Here is a 16315-nt window from a genome sequence, read left to right as displayed (position 1 = left end):
TGCCATAGCGTCCTGCGCTCGAGGCAAGACAGAGGGTGCAATGACGGAGCCGCTTCTTTCGCAGCCGGAGCTTTGGCGACCGCTGCTCGCCCTGGTGCTTGCCGCCACGGTGGTCATGGGCAGTCCAGGTCCGGCAACGATAAGCGTCACCGCTGTCGGCGCCGCCTTCGGCCTGCGCGATTCGCTGCGCTATACCTGCGGGATCGTTGTTGGCACGACCGCCGTCTTGCTGGTCGTGGCGACCGGGATCATGGCGGTGCTTTCCTCAATGCCGAGGCTGGCGCCGGTGCTGGTTGTCGCGTCCGCCGCCTACATCCTCTATCTCGCTTTCAGGATCGCCACGGCGCCGCCGCTGGCCGCGCGCACGGCCGAGGCTTCGCGCCCGACCTGGCTGGCCGGATTTCTGCTGGCGGTCGCCAACCCGAAAGCCTATGTAGCGATCGCCGCCGTCTTTGCCGGCGCCTCGTCGAACCAGGGCGGTGCTGACCTCGGCCTATGGCTGAAGCTGACGGTTCTGGCAGGAATGATCGTTGTCATCCATGCCGTGTGGCTGCTTGCCGGTGCGGCGTTCGCGCGCTTCCTGCGCAGGCCTGTCGCCTCGCGCATCATCAATCTGGTCTTCGCCGCGACGCTGGTGCTGACCACGGTGCTGGCTGTCTACGGCTGATTGCTCGGCCTGAGGGCCTTCAGGCCTTCGCGCCGAGCTCCCGCAGCCGCTTCACCGCGGTCGGCGGGAAGGCCGGAGGGTTGGGGGCGCGGGATGCCTCGACGAGCATCTGGTCGCAAGCGGCTTCCGTCTCGCCGATCAGCCGCGCCATGAACTCGTCCTTGCCGAGGCCTGGTGGGATAGGCGGCAGGAAACGCGCCTTGATCGTGCCGGGGTAGCGCAGGAACTTGCGGCGCGGCCAATAGAGGCCGGCGACATGGGCGACCGGCACCACCGGAACGCCAAGCTGTGCGTAGATCTCGACGATACCGTATTTGTAGGCCGGCTCGTCGCCCGGCGCCCGGCGTGTGCCCTCGGGATAGATGATCAGCTGGCGTGGGTTGCGCGCCATCTCTGCCTTGGTCGCCGTGACCACAGCCTTCAAGGCCTTGGAGCGGCTGCCGCGATCCACCGGGATCATGCGCATCTTCATGATGTACCAGCCGAAGAACGGGATCCAGGTCAGTTCGCGCTTGAGGATGTAGAGCGGGTCCTCAAGGAAAGGGAAGAAGGCGATCGCGTCCCAGAACGACTGGTGCTTGGGCGCCAGGATGAAGGAGCCCTCGGGGAGATTCTCCTGCCCGGTGATGTCGTTCTTGGTTCCGGCGATCTTGTCATAGAGCCACATGCAGCTGCGCGACCAGAATTTCGGCACGAACCAGGCACGGTGGCGGGGCGACAGGAAATAATACGGGGTCCAGAGGATCATCTGGACGATCAGATTGACGTAGAAGACGAAGTTGAACGCCAGCGATCTGACATAGAGCATGGGGGAGGTCCGGTGAGGAAGTGTGCGTTGGTTACACCAAGCGCGGGGAAAAAGGAAATGGCCGAAGCGCGTTCCGACCGATGCTGAAGCACGGCCCACGCCATCGCAGGCACGCTAGCCCAATTGCGCCAGCCGCTCCTTCAGGCGCGGTGCCGCGAAATCGAGGAAGGCGCGCAGCTTGACCGGCAGCAGGCCGTGGCCCGCACGCACCAGGCTCACCGGCCACGGTTCCGGCTCGAACTCTTGCAGCAGGATGCGCAGCATGCCGGACCGCACGGCGGCATCGACCTGATAGGAAAGCACTTTTGTCAGCCCGACGCCGGCAATCGCGGCATCGATCGCCGCCTCGGCGGTGTTGACCTGAAGCCGCGAGCGGACCTGAACCGTGACTTCCGTCTTGCCTCTGGTAAAGCCCCATGGGGCGGCGGAGGAAAGTCCCTCGAAGGTGATGCAATTGTGGGTGCTTAGATCATCGGGGGTGGTGGGCGTGCCGTGTTCGGCCAGATAGGCCGGACTGGCGCAGACGACGCGGCGGATCGAGCCGACGCCAATGGCGACAAGGCTGGAATCGGGCAAGTGGCCGATGCGCAGTGCAAGATCGAAATGGTCCTCGACAAGCTGGGTGATGCGGTCCGCCAGGGTCAGGCGGATGTCCACGTCGGGATAGGCCGCGAGGAAGCCGGTGACGACCGGCAGCACATGGAGACGACCGAACACGACCGGCGCGGTGATGGCCAATTCACCGGTCGGAGCGCTGTATTCGCCCGCCGCCGCGCGTTCAGCCTCGCCAACGTCATCGAGGATGCGGCGGCAGGCGGCAAGATAAGCCTCGCCGGCATCGGTCGGCGTCAGCCGGCGCGTCGAGCGGTTCAGCAGCCGGGTGTTGAGATGGCGTTCCAGATCCGAAATCTTGCGGCTGACCGTCGCGAGCGGAATGCCGAAACGGCGGGCCGCGGCGGAAAGGCTGCCAGCCTCCACCGCGGCGACAAAGAGCGACATGGCTTCAAGACGATCCATAGCTTCTTCCGGAAAATGGAAGGACTGGTTGCAAATATGTCATCTGCATTTCAGGAATGGAAGGATTTATATCTCGAGCACGGCCTTGGTCTGCAGCATGGCCAATCAAAGGAGTTCCTATGTCTGAAAGCCGCCCGCCGCTTCCGCCTTTCACCGCCGAGACCGCAGCGCAGAAGGCGCGGATGGCCGAGGATGCTTGGAATTCGCGTGATCCGGCACGGGTCGCGCTCGCCTATACGACCGACAGCCGCTGGCGCAACCGTGCCGAATTCCTGCAAGGCCGCGATGCCATCCAGGCCTTCCTGACACGCAAATGGAGCCGCGAACTCGACTACCGGCTGATCAAGGAGGTCTGGGCGTTTCACGGCAATCGCATCGCCGTGCGCTTCGCCTATGAATGGCACGACGACAGCGGCTCCTGGTTCCGCAGCTATGGCAACGAGAACTGGGAGTTCGACGAGCACGGGCTGATGCGCCTGCGCATCGCCAGCATCAACGACCTGCCGATCAGCGAGGCTGACCGCAAGTACCATTGGCCGCTCGGGCGCCGCCCGGATGACCATCCAACATTGTCGGAGCTCGGGCTTTAAAACTGGAAAAACCGGCGCCGAGCAAGGAGGTTTCGATGAACGCGCATGCTTTCACCAGTGACGTCGCCTTCACGCCGACCGTCAAGGCGATCCAGGCGCGCAAGGGTTCGCGCCAGTCTTACGCCCGCGTCGAGGAGCGTGGTGGCTGGCAGGCCGTCATCACACCGGACCTTGCCGCCTTCATCGAGATGCAGACCAGCATCTTCCTGTCGACGGCCAATGGCGATGGCCAGCCCTATATCCAGCATCGCGGCGGTCCGGCCGGCTTTCTCAAGGTGCTGGACGGAAAGACCATCGGCTTCGCCGATTTTTCCGGTAACAGGCAGTTCATCACGCAGGGCAATCTGGCGGACAATCCACGCGCCTTCCTGTTTCTGATCGACTACATGCTGCGCCAGCGCATCAAGATCTGGGGTACGGCGCGCGTCGTCGAAGGCGATGCTGAGTTGATGGCGAAGCTGATGCCTGGGGATTACAAGGCGCGGCCTGAACAGGTCATCCTGTTCACCGTCTCGGCCTGGGATTCCAACTGCCCGCAACACATCCCGCAGCGCTTCGAGGCGGCTGACGTGGCTGCAGCGCTTGGCGAGCGGGACAGGCGCATTCAACAGCTCGAGCAGGAGGTCATGCGGCTGAAGGCGGCGTCAAAGCAGGCCGACAAGGAATGATGATGCGGCGAGGGGTTCAGCCGCCGGCCGCGGTCTCGGCCAGTGCCAGCCCGTCGGGCGTCTGCTTCACCGGCACGATGCCGCGCGCCAGCGCCAGCAGATATTTGGTGTATTCGGTGAACAGCACGCGCAGCGCCCGCGGCTTGGTCAGCCAGCCGCCATTGTCGAGGTTGGAATTGACCACTGGATAGGGTTCCAGCTTGGCGCCATGCAGCAGGCGGCCCATTTCCAGCAGGCTGCGCGGCATGTGGTAGTTGTTGGTGACGAGGATCACGGTGCCATACGCATGGCTTTCGACCCATTTGGCACTTTCCTCGGCATTGCCGATCGTGTCGAGCGCGGCCCGGTCGATGTCGACGCAGCAGGAAAACAGCTTCTTGTCGCCGCCGGTCGCGACCTGAAGCTGGCGACGGCTGGCGGAAGGATGCACGCCGCTGATCAACAGCCGCTCGCCCTTGCCGGACGCCAGCAGATCCATCGCGGCGTCGAGGCGCGACTGGCCACCGGTGAGCACGATGATGGCATCGGCCTTCTCCGGATTGGCGGGCGTTGTCAGATGGGCGACCTTGTTGGCGAACCAGCCGAAACCGCCGGCAAACAATGTTGCAAGGACGAGGAGGGAGAGCGCGGATATCCGCAGTGCGGTCTTTAAACGGCTAATCGCGCTGTGGTCACGCAGACGCGCAACCACCACTGGCATCTGTCCAACCGTCCCGGTCGAATCCCGCACGTCCATGGCCATATGGTTAATCCCGAAATGCGGCCTTTGGTAGGTAAAAGACGCAATTTGCGTTACGCCGGTTCTCCATCCGTGATCACTTTGCTTCCATCCCCGCCAAGGCAGGCCCCCTTTTCATGCTTCGGGTTGGCGAACGTCGATATCGCTGAGATAGGTGACGACGGTGGCATGCGAGGTCGCCGCCGTCAGCGCGCCGATCACCAGAACCATCAGGACGACGCCGAGATAGCCCGCCGAACCGATGGCGAAATTGCCGAACAAAGCGGTTGCCTGGTCGGCCTGCGGCGTCGCCATGTTGCGCGACGACCACCAGGAAAAGACGATGAAAACGAGGACCGCCGCCGCACCGCCGGCAGCCGCGCCCTTCATGCCGGTGACCAGGAAATGGCGGCGGAATTCGCGCGCGATGAAGGCCGCCTCGGCGCCGACGAAATGCAGCACCTCGATGATGTGGCCATTGCCGGCCATGGCACCGCGGGTCGCGAAGACAACGGTCAGCACGGTCGCCGACAGCATCAGGGCCAGCACGGCAATGCCGATGGTCACCGTGGTGCGAGCCATGGCCACCAGCCGGTCGACCCAGGTGCGGTGATCGTCGAGCGACGCGCTCGGCAGTTTCGGCGTGATCGCGGCGCGCATGGCGGCGAAGTCGGGCGGGCTGTTCTCGTCGATGGTGACGATGATCAGGCGCGGCACCGGCAGCTCGTCGATGTTGAGACCAGAGCCGAGCCATGGCTCCAGCAGCCTGGCGGTCGCCTCGCGGTCGATGATCCTTGTCGACTTCACGCCAGGGAATTCGCCAGCAATCTGCGAGGCCTGGGCAAGGGCGGCCTCCATATCGAGGCCGTCCGCCGGCTTGATCTGGATCGTCGCCTCGCGCGAGATCTGGTTCTCCCAGACCGAAGCGGTGTCACGCACCAGCGTCACCGCGCCGAAAGTCAGGCAAGACAGGAAGGTCATGATGGCGATGACCAGGACGAGCGCCCGGCCGGCGATGTTCTGCGCCGGCACGATCGGCGCCATCCGACGCTGAGCGCGCGGCCTTGCCTCGGCCGCCTCGGCGTCCTGCTCATGCTCTTCAAGATGTTCGGCGGACAGGTCAGTCATAGATGTCCAGCCTTCCGCCGGCCAGGATCATGCGGCGCGCGTCGACCTGTTCCATCAGGCCAAGATCATGGGTGGCAATCACCACGGCGGTGCCCAGTCGATTGAGTTCGATGAACAGCCTGAGCAGGCGCCGCGCCAGCGGCGGGTCGACATTGCCGGTCGGTTCGTCGGCGAGCAGGATCTCCGGCTGTTCGATCAGGGCACGGGCGATGGCGGCGCGTTGCTTCTCGCCGCCCGAAAGCACCGGCGGCAGCACATGCATGCGCTCGCCCAGCCCCACCCATTTCAACAGCTCGGTGACATCGGTGCGGTAGCTTGCTTCCTCGCGCCCGCGCACGCGCAGCGGCAGCGCGACATTCTCATAGGTGGTCATGTGGTCGAGCAGGCGAAAATCCTGGAACACCACGCCGATGCGGCGGCGCAGGTGCGGCAGTTCGGTGCGCGAGATGCGCGAGCGGTCCTTGCCGAAAATAGTGATCAGCCCGCGTGTCGGCTTCAGTGACATGAACAAAAGGCGCAGCAACGTCGTTTTGCCGGCGCCCGAAGGGCCGCTCAGGAACTGGAAGGAGCGCTCCGGTATATGCAGGGAGATGTCGCGGAGGATTTCCGGACCCATGCCATAGCGGAGGCCGACATTTTCGAAGCGAATCAATTTCGACGACCTGAAATTCCTGGCAGCACAGAGCCTGCCTGTTCTGAGAAAAAGACCATCGGCCGGCATGGTTAACCGGCGGTTAATTTCTGGGTTGTTTCGGCGCGTCACGAGGGCTCCGGTGGGGAAGCGTTAACCATTTTTGTTTACGCAAAAGAAACGAAAAGCGAACACGCGCAATACGGGGCCATGATGGCTGACGAACGAACCGCGCGCCCGGTTTCCGGCGAAATCATGACCGATCCACCGGCAATTGCCATGGTGGACCGGATCGTGCGCGGCCCGGCGGCCGATATCGTCGATGCCGACTATGAAGTGATGCCGCGCCTTGCCCCTACCGTGGAAAGCGTTTCACCGCCGCCGCGCCTGATTGTCACGCCGTCCATCGAGGGCATGGACATGCTGCGCAAGCCGGAACCACCGGCGGAACGGCCGCCGGCCGCGCGCGGCGGGCCGATTTTCTGGATCGCCGGCATTGGTGCCGCCTTGGCCGCCTTCTGGGTCTCCGGCGGCCATGCGCTGGTGCGCCAGGCGCCGTTCCTGTCCGGCGCTCAAGCGTCGGCGCTGACCATTTCAGGCGTCACCTCGCACGTCGACGCCTCGGGGGCCAATCCGGTGCTGTTCGTCGATGGCGAGGCAGCCAATGACGGGACGGGGCCGGCGACAATGCCGCCGCTCGAAATCCGGGTTACCGGCAATGACGGACGCACAACCCGTTATACGTTGGGGACATCCGGCCATTCGCTGGCATCGGGCGAAAGATTCGGCTTTGCCAGCCGGCTCGACCTGCCTAAGAACGGCGTAAGGACTGTGTTGGTCACCTTCGCCGAATAGCGTGCGTCGATATTCAGGTGAGGCCGGCCTGCAAACGGCGGTTCCCTGCGCTTCCGGTGCTCACGTACGAAAAGTACGCTCCGCTCCGGTTCTCGCGAACCACCGTTTTCGGCTCGGCCTGACCTGAATCTCAACACACGCTCGGTGTGAAGGCGTCTGGGTAAAAACTTGAGGGGCGAAAAATGCCAATCGTACGCGACAAGGACATCGAAGTCCTGTTTTCGGCATCGGCGATCGCGCGCCGCAATCTCGAACTCGCCAAGGAGATTGCCGAGCACGATTACCATGATCTGCTGGTGATTTCGGTGCTGAAGGGCTCGTTCATTTTCGCCGCCGACCTGATCCGCGCTATGCACGATGTCGGTCTGTCGCCGGAGGTCGAGTTCATCTTCATTTCCAGCTACGGCGCCGGCACCACCAGCGGCGAGGTCAGGGTGTTGCGCGACATCGACAATGAGGTCGCCGGCCGCGACGTGCTGCTGATCGACGACATTCTGGAATCGGGCAAGACACTGACCTTCACCCGCGACCTGATGCTGTCGCGCGGCGCAAAAAGCTGTTCCATCGCCGTGCTGCTCGACAAGCGCATGCGCCGCCAGACCGCGCTCACCGCCGACTATGTCGGCTTCGATTGCCCCGACTATTTCGTCGTCGGTTACGGCATGGACGTCGCGCACGCCTTCCGCGAACTGCCGTTCGTGGGTGTCGTCAAGGGCGATGCGTGAGGCCACTGCCTCGCTCCGGCAAGTTCTGAAAAAGGCCTTAACGGCGCCGGAAAAATTAGCCCGGTCAGGTGCTGGGTCCTTTCAGAAAAAGTCAACTTTTCGCGGCCAAATTGCCGGCCATGGCAAAGCTTCTGATCGTCGAGGACGATGAATCCGTCCGTACCCTCGCTGCCCGTGCGCTTGAACGCGCCGGCCACGCAATCGATATCGCCGCCGACGGCGCCCAAGGCCTGGCGCTGATCCGCGCCGCGCATGGCGGTTACGATCTCGTCGTCTCCGACATCCGCATGCCGGAGATGGACGGCATCGAGATGGCGATCGCGGCGGCAGCCCTTTTCCCGGCGATGAAGATCATGCTGATGACCGGTTACGCCGACCAGCGCGAGCGCGCCGAGGAGTTGGACGGCATCATCCTCGATGTCGTGCAAAAGCCGTTCACGCTGGCCGAAATCCGATCGCGCGTTGAACGGGCGCTGATCTGTTTCGCTTGATCAGGCTGGATCTCTGACGGCAAGCACCGGCGCTGTACTCACGCGCCGTCCGATGTTCAGTGCCAGCAGGCCCGCGCCGATGATCAGGGCCGCGCCGATGACGGTCGTTGACCTGGGCACTTCGGCGAAGACCAGGAAACCCCAGAGCGGCGACCACAGAATGCCGGTGTATTCGAAGGTGGCGACGCGATTGGCCGGCGCCAGCCTGTAGCCCTGCGAGAGAAGGATCATGCCGGCGGAGGCGACGAAACCGCAGGCGGCCATCTTGAGGAAATCCGGCAGCGTCGGCCATATCCACGGCCGCACCAGGAATTCGACGCTGGGGTGAATGGCGTGGGTTATTCCGGCCAGATGGAATGTGCCGGCAACGACCGCGGCGCCGACGAGATAGGCGCCGTTCTGATAGAAGGCCATGACGGTGGACGATTCTGTATCGCCGATCTTACGCGCCATCAGCTGCGAGAAGCCGTAAAGCGCCGCCGAGCCTAGCGACAGGAGTGCCGCCCAGTCGAACAGGCCGGCGCCGGGGCGCACCATCACGACGACGCCAAGCAGTCCGATCAGCACCGTCGCCAGCGTCTGCCAGGAGACGCGTTCGCCGAGATAGGGGCCGGCCAGCGCCATGATGAACAGCGGCGCCATGAAATAGAGCGCCACCGCATCGGCCAGCGGCAGCGCGGCGATGGCCAGATAATACACCGTGTAGGAGGTGAACTGAATGAAGGCGCGGATCGTCAGCAGGCCGAACCGCTTCGATAGGATTGCCCGCAGCCCGACATCGGCATGGACGAGAACGATCAGGATCGGTAAGGCGATGATCGAGCGGATCGCCATCACCTCGGTCACCGGGTAACCGCTCGATACGGCCTTGACGAGCGGGTCCTGCAGCGAGAAGACCAGCACGCCCAGACATAGGCTCAGGATGCCGCGCACCATCCTATTCTGCATCTGCGTACCGGCTCCTGCGCGTGTGACCCGAAGCGCATTCGGATCAAAAAGAACCCGCCACCGTTTCGGGCAGCGGGCACGAGTGAGGACTCTTTGATTGGTCCGCGGCTGATTTCGCAGCCGCATATCCAATGGGTATGGCGACTATCGTCCCCCGTTTGACATGTTGCAAACGAATTGGAATGATGCCAGCAATCAAATCTGCTTATGATGGATTTTCATGCGCCCAACCCTCGACAGCGATCTGCTGCGTACCTTTGTCGCCATCGCCGAGGCCGGCAATTTCACCAGGGCGGCCGAGCAGGCCGGCCGCACACAGTCGGCCGTATCGATGCAGATGAAGAAACTCGAAGAGCTGGTCGGCGACAGCCTGTTCGAGCGCGGCTCGCGCGGTGTCGCGCTGACGCGGCGTGGCGGCGAACTCATCGTCAACGCCCGCCGCATCGTCTCGCTGCTCGACGAAACGGCGGCGTCGATGGCGGCGCCGCCGCTCGGCGGACCGGTGCGTATCGGCATTCCGGAGGAATATGGCCACGCCATCCTGTCGCGCGCGCTGGGCGCATTCTCGAAACGCCACACCAAGGTCGAGGTCACCGTGCGCTACGCGCATTCGGAGGCGCAGCTGGCGGCGCTCGCCGCCGGGGAGCTTGATCTGTGCGTGGTGTTCGAATGGCAGGATCCGGCCGGCGGCGAAGTGCTGATGCACGACCCGACGGTCTGGGTGACGTCGACGCTGCATCACATGCACGAGGAACGGCCGGTGCCGATCGCGCTCTACAACCGGGTCAGCTGGTGCAAGGACTTTGCCATAAAATCGCTGGAGCAGCGCGGTCTTGCCTACCGTGTCGCCTATACCAGCGACACCACCGGCGGCCTGAAGCTTGCCGTCACCTCCGGGCTGGCGATCGCGCCGATCTCGCGCAGCAACATCCCGGACGGCTGCCGCGAACTGACGTCGGCAGACGGGTTCGGCGACATCGATTCCTCCAATGTGGTGATGCATCGCAGCCCGAACGCGTCAGGCGAGGCGATCGACGGCATGCAGGAGGCGATCCGCGAGGCGTTCGTCAACCGGTCAGGTTAGCCCCTCACATCCTCATAGAAGGTCAGGCGGTTGCCGAACGGGTCGGCGACCGTGACCTCCTTCGTCTTCCAAGGCGTCTCCTCCAACCCCGGCCTGGCAAAGCGGTACTTTCTTTCGGTCAACTCGTGGTGGAGTCCCGCAATGTCGGTCGTCTCGATCCGGAGATGAGAACCCGGCGCGCCGTCGCCATGATGTTCGCTCAGATGCAAGACGCAGCCGTCGCGATAAATGCCTGTGTAAAGCGGCGTGTTGTCTTCGTAGCGGTGTTCGAACTGCACTTCGAAACCGAGAAAATCGAGGTAGAATTCATGCGCCTTGGCAACATCGAAGATGCGCAGGATGGGCGTGACGGTACCGAGCTTCGGCATGGTGTTGCAACCGTTCGAGAGGGGGTCGGGGCAGGGCTTGGGGGCGGCGGTCTCTATTTCAGCTCAAGCAGCCGTTCGAGATAGCTGCGCTCGATATCGGGGCTGAGCGCGTTGCCGAGCCGCTTGCGGATCGCTTCCAGGATCTGGCGCGCGCGCTGGACGTCGATCTCGTCGGGGACCTTCACCGAATCGCCGAAATCCGGACCCTGGCTGGCGCGCGGCCGGCCGAGCGGGTCGCGGTCGGCATTCTGCTGACGCCCGCCTTCCTGGCTGCCGCCCTGGTCGCCCTGCATGGCCTGCATCTGCTTCATCATGTCCTTGGCGCCCTTGCGCAGCGCCTCGAGCGCCCGGCCCTGGTGCCCGACGGCCTCGTCGCCCTGGCCCTCGCCAAGCGCCTGCTCGGCGCTGCCCATGGACTTGCCGGCCTCGCCAAATCCTTCATTGGGCTCCATGCCCATGCCTTCGAGGCTCTTCTTCAGCTTATCGAGATCGCTTTTCAGCTGGCCCTGGCCTTCCTGCAGCTGCTTCAGCGCATCGGCGAATTCCTGCGGCGTCATCGGCTTCGGCCTCGCCAGCGGATCGCGGTCCTGGCCAACGCCTGGCTTGTCCTGGTCTTCGCCACCGCCCTGGCCAAGTTGCTCGTCGCGGTTCTCCCCGCGCTGGCGCTCACCGCGCTGCATCTGGTCCATGCGGAAGGTGTCGTTCATCATCTCCTGCTGGCGCCGCAGGATTTCGCCGAGCTTGTCCATCTGCTGGCGCATCTGGCTGTCCTGCTCACCGCCCTGCTGCTGACGGCCGGCCTGGAGATTGTTCATCATGTCCTGCAGCTGCGACAGCAATTGCTGCGCCTTGTCGCGATCGCCCGATTTCGCCAGATTCTCGATCTGGTCCATCATCCGGTCGATGTCGCTCTGGCGCAGTTCCTGGCCGTTCTGCTGCATCTGCGGCGCATTCGGGTTCTGCTTGGCGCGTTCGGCGAATTCCTGCAGGAACTGGTTCATCGCCTCGCGCAGTTCCTTCATCGCCTTTTCGATTTCCTGGTCGCTGGCGCCGTTCTTGATGGCGTCCTGCAGGGCCTGCTGCGCCTGGCGCAGCCGCTTCTCGGCGGCCGAGAGGTTGCCCTCCTCGATGCCGAGCGCGATTTCCCAGAGATAGGCGACCTCGCTGCGCAGCTGATCGTCGTTGCCGGCCAGCTTCAGCCGGCTGCGCGCGCTCATGATGGCGAGGTAGTGGGACATGTTGTCGAACGTGTCTTCGGGCCGCAGCGTGATGGCGTCGATCAGGTCAACCACGCGGGGCTTGGCATTGGCGTCGAGCGCCAACAGGCGGCGCTGTTCGATCACCGCCCGCGCCAGCGGATTGGCGAACGGCCGCTCGGGCATCACCAGCGTCTTGGTTTCGCTCGACGCGGTGTGGCCGGCGTCGTCGGTGGCGACCAGCGTCAGCTTGATGCTGCTGCCGGCCCAGACATGCTCGGTCAGGTCCTTGGTGGTCTTGGCGGCATTCGACTTACCGCCGCGGCGCGGCAGCGCCAGCGGCATTTCGGGCGGGCCGTAGAGTGGATGCGCGCCCGGCGCCAGCGGATCGGCCAGTTCGAAGACCGCCTTGGCGGTGGCGGCGCCGTAATCGTCGTCGATCTGGTAGTTGAGTTCAAAGGCGCCGTTGGCGGCGCGCTTGGGCTCGCCGACGAAGCGGATCTGCGGCGGCTTGTCCGCGATCACCGCGAAGGCCCAGCGGCCAAGCTGGTCCTCGCCCGATTTCAGCGTCAGCGTGCCGTCGCCGGTCAGCTTGCCGGTGAACTGGCGTATCTTGGTTGGCGCCGCCGGGCTTGCGGCTGGCTTGGCGGTGGTCGCCTGCGGTCCGGCCGGATCGATGGTGCGTGCATTGCCATCCTTGTCGGCATAGGCGAGCGTTTCCTCGCCCGAGCCGCCGGTGACGCGCAAGGAGACGTCGCTGCCCTCGGGGACATGAAACGTTGGCGTCGCTTGGTTGGCGTCGGCGGTCAGGAAGATCGGCGGCTTGCCGGTGTAGGCGGGCGGCGTCACCCACGCATCGATACGCGGCGCCACGGCATCGTGCGCGCCGTGGGCGTTGAAGCCGTCGCTTATCCTGCCGCCGGTCGGCCCGAAGGAGAAGGCAAAGGCGGTGACGAGCAGCAGCGCCGCCACGGCGCGCAGCCCCCCAGGGGTCGCGCTCCGGCACGCGGGTGCGCGGCAGGTCGGCGCCGAGGCTGTCGAGCCTGGCGGCCATGCGCTTCTGGTGTTCGCGCCACAGCGCCTGCGAGAAGCTGCTTTCCCGGCCGCTAGGGCGGTCGGCCTGCACCAGCACGGGGCTGTGCAGCAGCTTGTTGGCGGCCTCGATGCGGCGGTCGACCTCGGCGGCCCCAGGCAAGCGGAAGAAACGCAACGGATAGAGCGCCGCCAACGCTGCCACGCCGAATGCCGCGACAAGACCGATGCGCGCGACATCAGGCAGCCGCGAGAAAACGCCGAACCAGGAGAGGCTCAGGAACAGGCTGGCGACAATGATCAGCGGCAGCAGCAACGGCCAGCCGCGCTCGACCATCATCGAGACCCGCGTCGCCAGCCGGCTGAGCGCAAGGCGCCCGGCGAGACCGCGATCGCTAGAGGTGGGTCGTTGCGTCATCGGCCCTTCCTGGAATCAGGCGGGATAGCCCGATCCTCACGACTCGAAGAATACCAGCAAACACGGCAAAGGCGAGGCGCTTTCAAAAAACGTGAAGCCCGCCGCTGTGGTTGCAATCAGAAATTGGCGGGGTTTGCGTTGGCGCCACAGACCAGTACGGCGACGCGTTCACCCGGTGTCGGCGTGTAGCGGCCGGACAGGATCGCGGCGAAGGCGGCAGCTCCGCCCGGCTCGGAGATGATGCGCACCCGGTTCCACAACGCCTTCTGCGCGGCGATGATGTCGTCGTCGCTGATCAGGATGGAGCGTTCGACGAAGGCTTCGGCGATCGGGAACATCATTTCGCCGACGCGCTTCGGCGCCAGCGAATCGGCGGCGATGCCTTCCGCCGGGGCGTCGACGGGATGGCCGGCCTCGAAGGCGCGATGAAGCGTCGGCGCGCCCTCCGGCTCGATGGCGATGATGCGAATGCGGCCGGCATACCAGGCGGCGATGCCGCCGATCAGGCCGCCACCGCCGACGGCGACGAGCAGCGTGTCGATCTCAGGCAAGTCGTTCTCGATCTCGAGCCCGAGCGTGCCCTGGCCGACCAGCGTCTCCTCCTGGTTGAAGGCGTGGATCTGCAAGGCGCCGGTTTGCTCTGCGAAACGTTCGCTGGCGGCCAGCGCCTCGGCATAGCGGGCACCGCCGACGACGAGGTCGGCGCCATAGAAGCGAATGCGGTCCAGCTTGGCCTGCGGGCTGACCTCGGGAACGAAGATGGTCGCCTTGTGGCCAAGCCGCATGGCGGCGTAGGCGACGGCTGCGCCGTGGTTGCCGCCCGAAGCGGCTACGACACCGACCTTGGGAACCGGCCGTTCGAGCAGGTTGGTGAAGGCGCCGCGCGCCTTGAACGAACCGGAATGCTGCAGGCATTCGAGCTTGAGATCGACCGCCAGCGGCGGCCGGTCGAAGTCGGCCATGTCGACGCGCAGCACCGGTGTATGCCTGATATAGGGGCGGATGCGCGGTTCCATCGCGGCAATGCGTTCGCGTGTGACGGTGCTGCCCTGCGACATGGCGATCTCCTCGGGATTGACAGTAATTAGTAACTTGGCAAAATGGCTAAATGCAAGAGGTTGATGTCTTCAAGGCGATCGCCAACGAACGCAGGCTGCAGATCCTCGACTGGCTCAAGGATCCGCGTGCGCATTTCCCAGCCCAGGCCGACGGCGATCTGGTCGAGGACGGCGTTTGCGCGCTGCTGATCGCCGAGAAGCTCGGCATCACGCAGGCGACGCTCTCCGAGCATATGCGCGTGCTCACCCAGGCCGGCCTGCTGCGGCCCAAGCGCATCAAGCAATGGACGTTCTACCGCCGCGACGAAGACAGGATCGCCGACACCAGAGTGCTCATCCAGAACCGGCTGTAGCGCCGCCGGCGAGACGGCTTCTATGCCAGCCAGTCGGGCACCGAATCCAGCCCGATCAAATCGTCATAGGTCAGGCGCGGGCGCACGACATGGAAACGGTCGCCGTCGACCAGAACCTCGGGCACCAGCAGGCGGGTGTTGTAGGTGCCGGCCTGCACCGCGCCATAGGCACCGGCAGTGGAAACGGCCACGAGATCGCCGGCCTTCAGCCTGGGCAAGTCACGATCGAGGCCGAGATAGTCACCGGTCTCGCAGACCTGGCCGACCACGTCGACCATCATGCGCGGCGTGTCGGCCGGCGGCTGCACGACCGGCCTGATATCGTGGAAGGCATCGTAGAGCGTCGGCCGGATCAAATCGTTCATGGCGGCGTCGACGACGAGGAAATTCTTGGCGTCGCCTTCCTTCACGAAGATCACTTCGGAGACGAGGATACCGGCATTGCCAACGATCAGCCGGCCCGGCTCGAACATCACCTTCAACCCGAGCTTGGTGACATGCTTCCTGACGATCTGGGCATAGGCATCGGGCAAAGGCGGCGGGTTGTTGTCGACGCGGTAGGGGATGCCGAGGCCACCGCCGAGATCGACATGGTCGATGGCATGGCCATCGGCGCGCAGCGCACCGACCAGATCGACCAGCAGGGCGAAGGCGTCGTCGAAGGGCTGCAACTCGGTGATCTGGCTGCCGATATGGGTATCGATGCCGGTGATCTTGATGCCCGGAAGCGTCGCCGCCCGGGCATAGACCTGCCGCGCCCGCTGCCACGCAATACCGAACTTGTTCTCGGCCTTGCCGGTCGAGATCTTCTTGTGGGTCTTGGCGTCGACATCGGGATTGATGCGCAGCGAGATCGGCGCCACCTTGCCGAGAGCCACGGCGCGGGCCGAAAGCAGCTCAAGCTCCGGCTCGGATTCGACGTTGAAGCACAGGATGCCGGCTTCCAGCGCAAAGTCCATTTCGCGCGCGGTCTTGCCGACGCCCGAGAACAGTATCTTGCCGGCCGGGACGCCGGCGGCCAGCGCCCGGCGCAACTCGCCTTCCGAGACCACGTCGGCGCCGGCGCCGAGCTTGGCCAGGGTGCGCAGCACGGCCTGGTTGGAATTGGCCTTCATGGCGTAGCAGACCAGCGTGTCGAGGCCGGCAAAGGCCTGGGCGAACACCCGGTAGTGCCTGGTCAGCGTGGCGGTCGAGTAGCAGTAGAACGGCGTGCCGACCTGAGCGGCGATATCGGGGATTGCCACGTCCTCGGCATGCAGCACGCCGTCGCGGTAGTCGAAATGGTTCACGAGAGTGGTTCCGGAAGTTGGAGCACGATGAGATCGGGTTCAGATAACCCGGTCTGATCGGTTCTAGATCAGCGGGTCGAGGATGAACTTCTTGTCCTTGACCGGTTTTTCCGGCTCCGGCGGCAGCGGCTGCTTGGCCCTCTCGGCATCCTTGCGCGCCTGTTCGGCGGCTTCATAGGGCGTGTCGAGACCGGCCTTGCGGCCGCAGGCGGTCACGGCGGCCATCGCCACCAGCAGCGTCAGCGTCACCAAAATCCTGCTTCCGGTCATC

At 64.5% G+C, this 16315-nt stretch carries 18 protein-coding genes and 1 pseudogene; 8 read left to right on the top strand and 11 right to left on the bottom strand.

The window, feature by feature from the left end:
* The first annotated feature begins 40 nt into the window (after positions 1–40).
* Positions 41–667 carry a LysE family translocator gene (locus HB778_RS10155; protein ID WP_183463517.1) on the top strand — a complete coding sequence of 209 codons (627 nt, stop codon included), beginning with the start codon at positions 41–43 and terminating at the stop codon, positions 665–667.
* A gap of 19 nt (positions 668–686) precedes the next feature.
* Here HB778_RS10155 and HB778_RS10150 read toward each other — a convergent pair whose 3' ends face one another.
* Both HB778_RS10150 and HB778_RS10145 read right to left on the bottom strand, forming a co-directional pair.
* On the bottom strand, positions 687–1475 hold the full coding sequence (locus tag HB778_RS10150; protein WP_183463515.1) for a lysophospholipid acyltransferase family protein: 789 nt from the start codon (positions 1473–1475) through the stop codon (positions 687–689).
* Positions 1476–1589: 114 nt separating this feature from the next.
* Entirely contained in the window at positions 1590–2492 is a 903-nt protein-coding gene (locus HB778_RS10145) for a LysR family transcriptional regulator (RefSeq protein ID WP_183463513.1), read from the bottom strand.
* Positions 2493–2611: 119 nt separating this feature from the next.
* Between HB778_RS10145 and HB778_RS10140 the strand changes: the two genes are divergently transcribed.
* Both HB778_RS10140 and HB778_RS10135 read left to right on the top strand, forming a co-directional pair.
* Positions 2612–3082 carry a DUF1348 family protein gene (locus HB778_RS10140; protein WP_183463511.1) on the top strand — a complete coding sequence of 157 codons (471 nt, stop codon included), beginning with the start codon at positions 2612–2614 and terminating at the stop codon, positions 3080–3082.
* 35 nt (positions 3083–3117) lie between these two features.
* The gene (locus HB778_RS10135; RefSeq protein WP_183463509.1) at positions 3118–3750 is read left to right on the top strand and encodes a pyridoxamine 5'-phosphate oxidase family protein; all 633 of its coding nucleotides are present in this window, start codon (positions 3118–3120) and stop codon (positions 3748–3750) included.
* 16 nt (positions 3751–3766) lie between these two features.
* On the opposite strand, the gene HB778_RS10130 is transcribed toward HB778_RS10135, so the two are convergent.
* The 3 genes from HB778_RS10130 to ftsE form a co-directional block, all read right to left on the bottom strand.
* Positions 3767–4492, bottom strand: a complete 726-nt coding sequence (locus HB778_RS10130) for a YdcF family protein (protein WP_183463507.1) — start codon at positions 4490–4492, stop codon at positions 3767–3769.
* A 111-nt stretch (positions 4493–4603) separates the two neighbouring features.
* Positions 4604–5596, bottom strand: coding sequence for a cell division protein FtsX (locus HB778_RS10125; RefSeq protein ID WP_183463505.1), 993 nt, complete (start codon positions 5594–5596; stop codon positions 4604–4606).
* Positions 5589–6248: a cell division ATP-binding protein FtsE gene (ftsE, locus tag HB778_RS10120; RefSeq protein WP_010911739.1), complete on the bottom strand. Its 660-nt coding sequence runs from the start codon at positions 6246–6248 to the stop codon at positions 5589–5591. The genes HB778_RS10125 and ftsE overlap by 8 nt, the downstream gene beginning before the upstream one ends.
* A gap of 189 nt (positions 6249–6437) precedes the next feature.
* Between ftsE and HB778_RS10115 the strand changes: the two genes are divergently transcribed.
* From HB778_RS10115 to HB778_RS10105, 3 genes are all read left to right on the top strand, one after another.
* A complete protein-coding gene (locus HB778_RS10115) occupies positions 6438–7082 on the top strand; it encodes a hypothetical protein (protein WP_183463503.1) in 645 nt (214 codons plus the stop codon).
* A gap of 182 nt (positions 7083–7264) precedes the next feature.
* Entirely contained in the window at positions 7265–7807 is a 543-nt protein-coding gene (hpt, locus tag HB778_RS10110) for a hypoxanthine phosphoribosyltransferase (RefSeq protein ID WP_115140607.1), read from the top strand.
* A 119-nt stretch (positions 7808–7926) separates the two neighbouring features.
* Positions 7927–8298: a response regulator gene (locus HB778_RS10105; RefSeq protein WP_179298209.1), complete on the top strand. Its 372-nt coding sequence runs from the start codon at positions 7927–7929 to the stop codon at positions 8296–8298.
* On the opposite strand, the gene HB778_RS10100 is transcribed toward HB778_RS10105, so the two are convergent.
* Positions 8299–9246, bottom strand: coding sequence for a DMT family transporter (locus tag HB778_RS10100; RefSeq protein WP_183463501.1), 948 nt, complete (start codon positions 9244–9246; stop codon positions 8299–8301).
* Positions 9247–9466: 220 nt separating this feature from the next.
* Here HB778_RS10100 and HB778_RS10095 point away from each other — a divergent pair, with 220 nt between their 5' ends.
* The gene (locus HB778_RS10095) at positions 9467–10330 is read left to right on the top strand and encodes a LysR family transcriptional regulator (protein WP_183463499.1); all 864 of its coding nucleotides are present in this window, start codon (positions 9467–9469) and stop codon (positions 10328–10330) included.
* On the opposite strand, the gene HB778_RS10090 is transcribed toward HB778_RS10095, so the two are convergent.
* From HB778_RS10090 to HB778_RS10080, 3 genes and pseudogenes are all read right to left on the bottom strand, one after another.
* Positions 10327–10698: a glyoxalase superfamily protein gene (locus HB778_RS10090; RefSeq protein ID WP_183463497.1), complete on the bottom strand. Its 372-nt coding sequence runs from the start codon at positions 10696–10698 to the stop codon at positions 10327–10329. The genes HB778_RS10095 and HB778_RS10090 overlap by 4 nt on opposite strands.
* Positions 10699–10751: 53 nt before the next feature.
* Positions 10752–13344, bottom strand: a pseudogene (locus tag HB778_RS10085) (TIGR02302 family protein).
* Between the two features lie 116 nt (positions 13345–13460).
* Entirely contained in the window at positions 13461–14402 is a 942-nt protein-coding gene (locus tag HB778_RS10080; RefSeq protein WP_183463495.1) for a threonine/serine dehydratase, read from the bottom strand.
* Between the two features lie 50 nt (positions 14403–14452).
* Here HB778_RS10080 and HB778_RS10075 point away from each other — a divergent pair, with 50 nt between their 5' ends.
* Positions 14453–14755 (top strand): ArsR/SmtB family transcription factor, encoded by a 303-nt coding sequence (locus HB778_RS10075; protein WP_183463493.1) that lies wholly within the window; start codon positions 14453–14455, stop codon positions 14753–14755.
* 20 nt (positions 14756–14775) lie between these two features.
* On the opposite strand, the gene lysA is transcribed toward HB778_RS10075, so the two are convergent.
* Together lysA and HB778_RS10065 are read right to left on the bottom strand one after the other, a co-directional pair.
* Positions 14776–16044: a diaminopimelate decarboxylase gene (gene lysA / locus HB778_RS10070; RefSeq protein ID WP_183463491.1), complete on the bottom strand. Its 1269-nt coding sequence runs from the start codon at positions 16042–16044 to the stop codon at positions 14776–14778.
* Positions 16045–16107: 63 nt separating this feature from the next.
* Positions 16108–16314, bottom strand: coding sequence for a hypothetical protein (locus tag HB778_RS10065; protein WP_095199694.1), 207 nt, complete (start codon positions 16312–16314; stop codon positions 16108–16110).
* Position 16315: the final 1 nt, after the last annotated feature.

Origin of the sequence: Mesorhizobium huakuii, assembly GCF_014189455.1 — a bacterium.
GTDB classification, from domain to species: domain Bacteria; phylum Pseudomonadota; class Alphaproteobacteria; order Rhizobiales; family Rhizobiaceae; genus Mesorhizobium; species Mesorhizobium huakuii_A.
The sequence above is the reverse complement of the archived record's forward strand: the minus strand, read 5'-3'. Positions and strand labels throughout refer to the sequence as shown.

What these genes read in the sequence shown, in the direction of transcription:
- HB778_RS10155 (WP_183463517.1), top strand. Translation starts at nt 41, where the DNA reads ATGACGGAGCCGCTTCTTTCGCAGCCGGAGCTTTGGCGACCGCTGCTC.
- HB778_RS10150 (WP_183463515.1), bottom strand. Translation starts at nt 1,475, where the DNA reads ATGCTCTATGTCAGATCGCTGGCGTTCAACTTCGTCTTCTACGTCAAT.
- HB778_RS10145 (WP_183463513.1), bottom strand. Translation starts at nt 2,492, where the DNA reads ATGGATCGTCTTGAAGCCATGTCGCTCTTTGTCGCCGCGGTGGAGGCT.
- HB778_RS10140 (WP_183463511.1), top strand. Translation starts at nt 2,612, where the DNA reads ATGTCTGAAAGCCGCCCGCCGCTTCCGCCTTTCACCGCCGAGACCGCA.
- HB778_RS10135 (WP_183463509.1), top strand. Translation starts at nt 3,118, where the DNA reads ATGAACGCGCATGCTTTCACCAGTGACGTCGCCTTCACGCCGACCGTC.
- HB778_RS10130 (WP_183463507.1), bottom strand. Translation starts at nt 4,492, where the DNA reads ATGGCCATGGACGTGCGGGATTCGACCGGGACGGTTGGACAGATGCCA.
- HB778_RS10125 (WP_183463505.1), bottom strand. Translation starts at nt 5,596, where the DNA reads ATGACTGACCTGTCCGCCGAACATCTTGAAGAGCATGAGCAGGACGCC.
- HB778_RS10115 (WP_183463503.1), top strand. Translation starts at nt 6,438, where the DNA reads ATGATGGCTGACGAACGAACCGCGCGCCCGGTTTCCGGCGAAATCATG.
- hpt (WP_115140607.1), top strand. Translation starts at nt 7,265, where the DNA reads ATGCCAATCGTACGCGACAAGGACATCGAAGTCCTGTTTTCGGCATCG.
- HB778_RS10105 (WP_179298209.1), top strand. Translation starts at nt 7,927, where the DNA reads ATGGCAAAGCTTCTGATCGTCGAGGACGATGAATCCGTCCGTACCCTC.
- HB778_RS10100 (WP_183463501.1), bottom strand. Translation starts at nt 9,246, where the DNA reads ATGCAGAATAGGATGGTGCGCGGCATCCTGAGCCTATGTCTGGGCGTG.
- HB778_RS10095 (WP_183463499.1), top strand. Translation starts at nt 9,467, where the DNA reads ATGCGCCCAACCCTCGACAGCGATCTGCTGCGTACCTTTGTCGCCATC.
- HB778_RS10090 (WP_183463497.1), bottom strand. Translation starts at nt 10,698, where the DNA reads ATGCCGAAGCTCGGTACCGTCACGCCCATCCTGCGCATCTTCGATGTT.
- HB778_RS10080 (WP_183463495.1), bottom strand. Translation starts at nt 14,402, where the DNA reads ATGTCGCAGGGCAGCACCGTCACACGCGAACGCATTGCCGCGATGGAA.
- HB778_RS10075 (WP_183463493.1), top strand. Translation starts at nt 14,453, where the DNA reads ATGCAAGAGGTTGATGTCTTCAAGGCGATCGCCAACGAACGCAGGCTG.
- HB778_RS10065 (WP_095199694.1), bottom strand. Translation starts at nt 16,314, where the DNA reads ATGACCGGAAGCAGGATTTTGGTGACGCTGACGCTGCTGGTGGCGATG.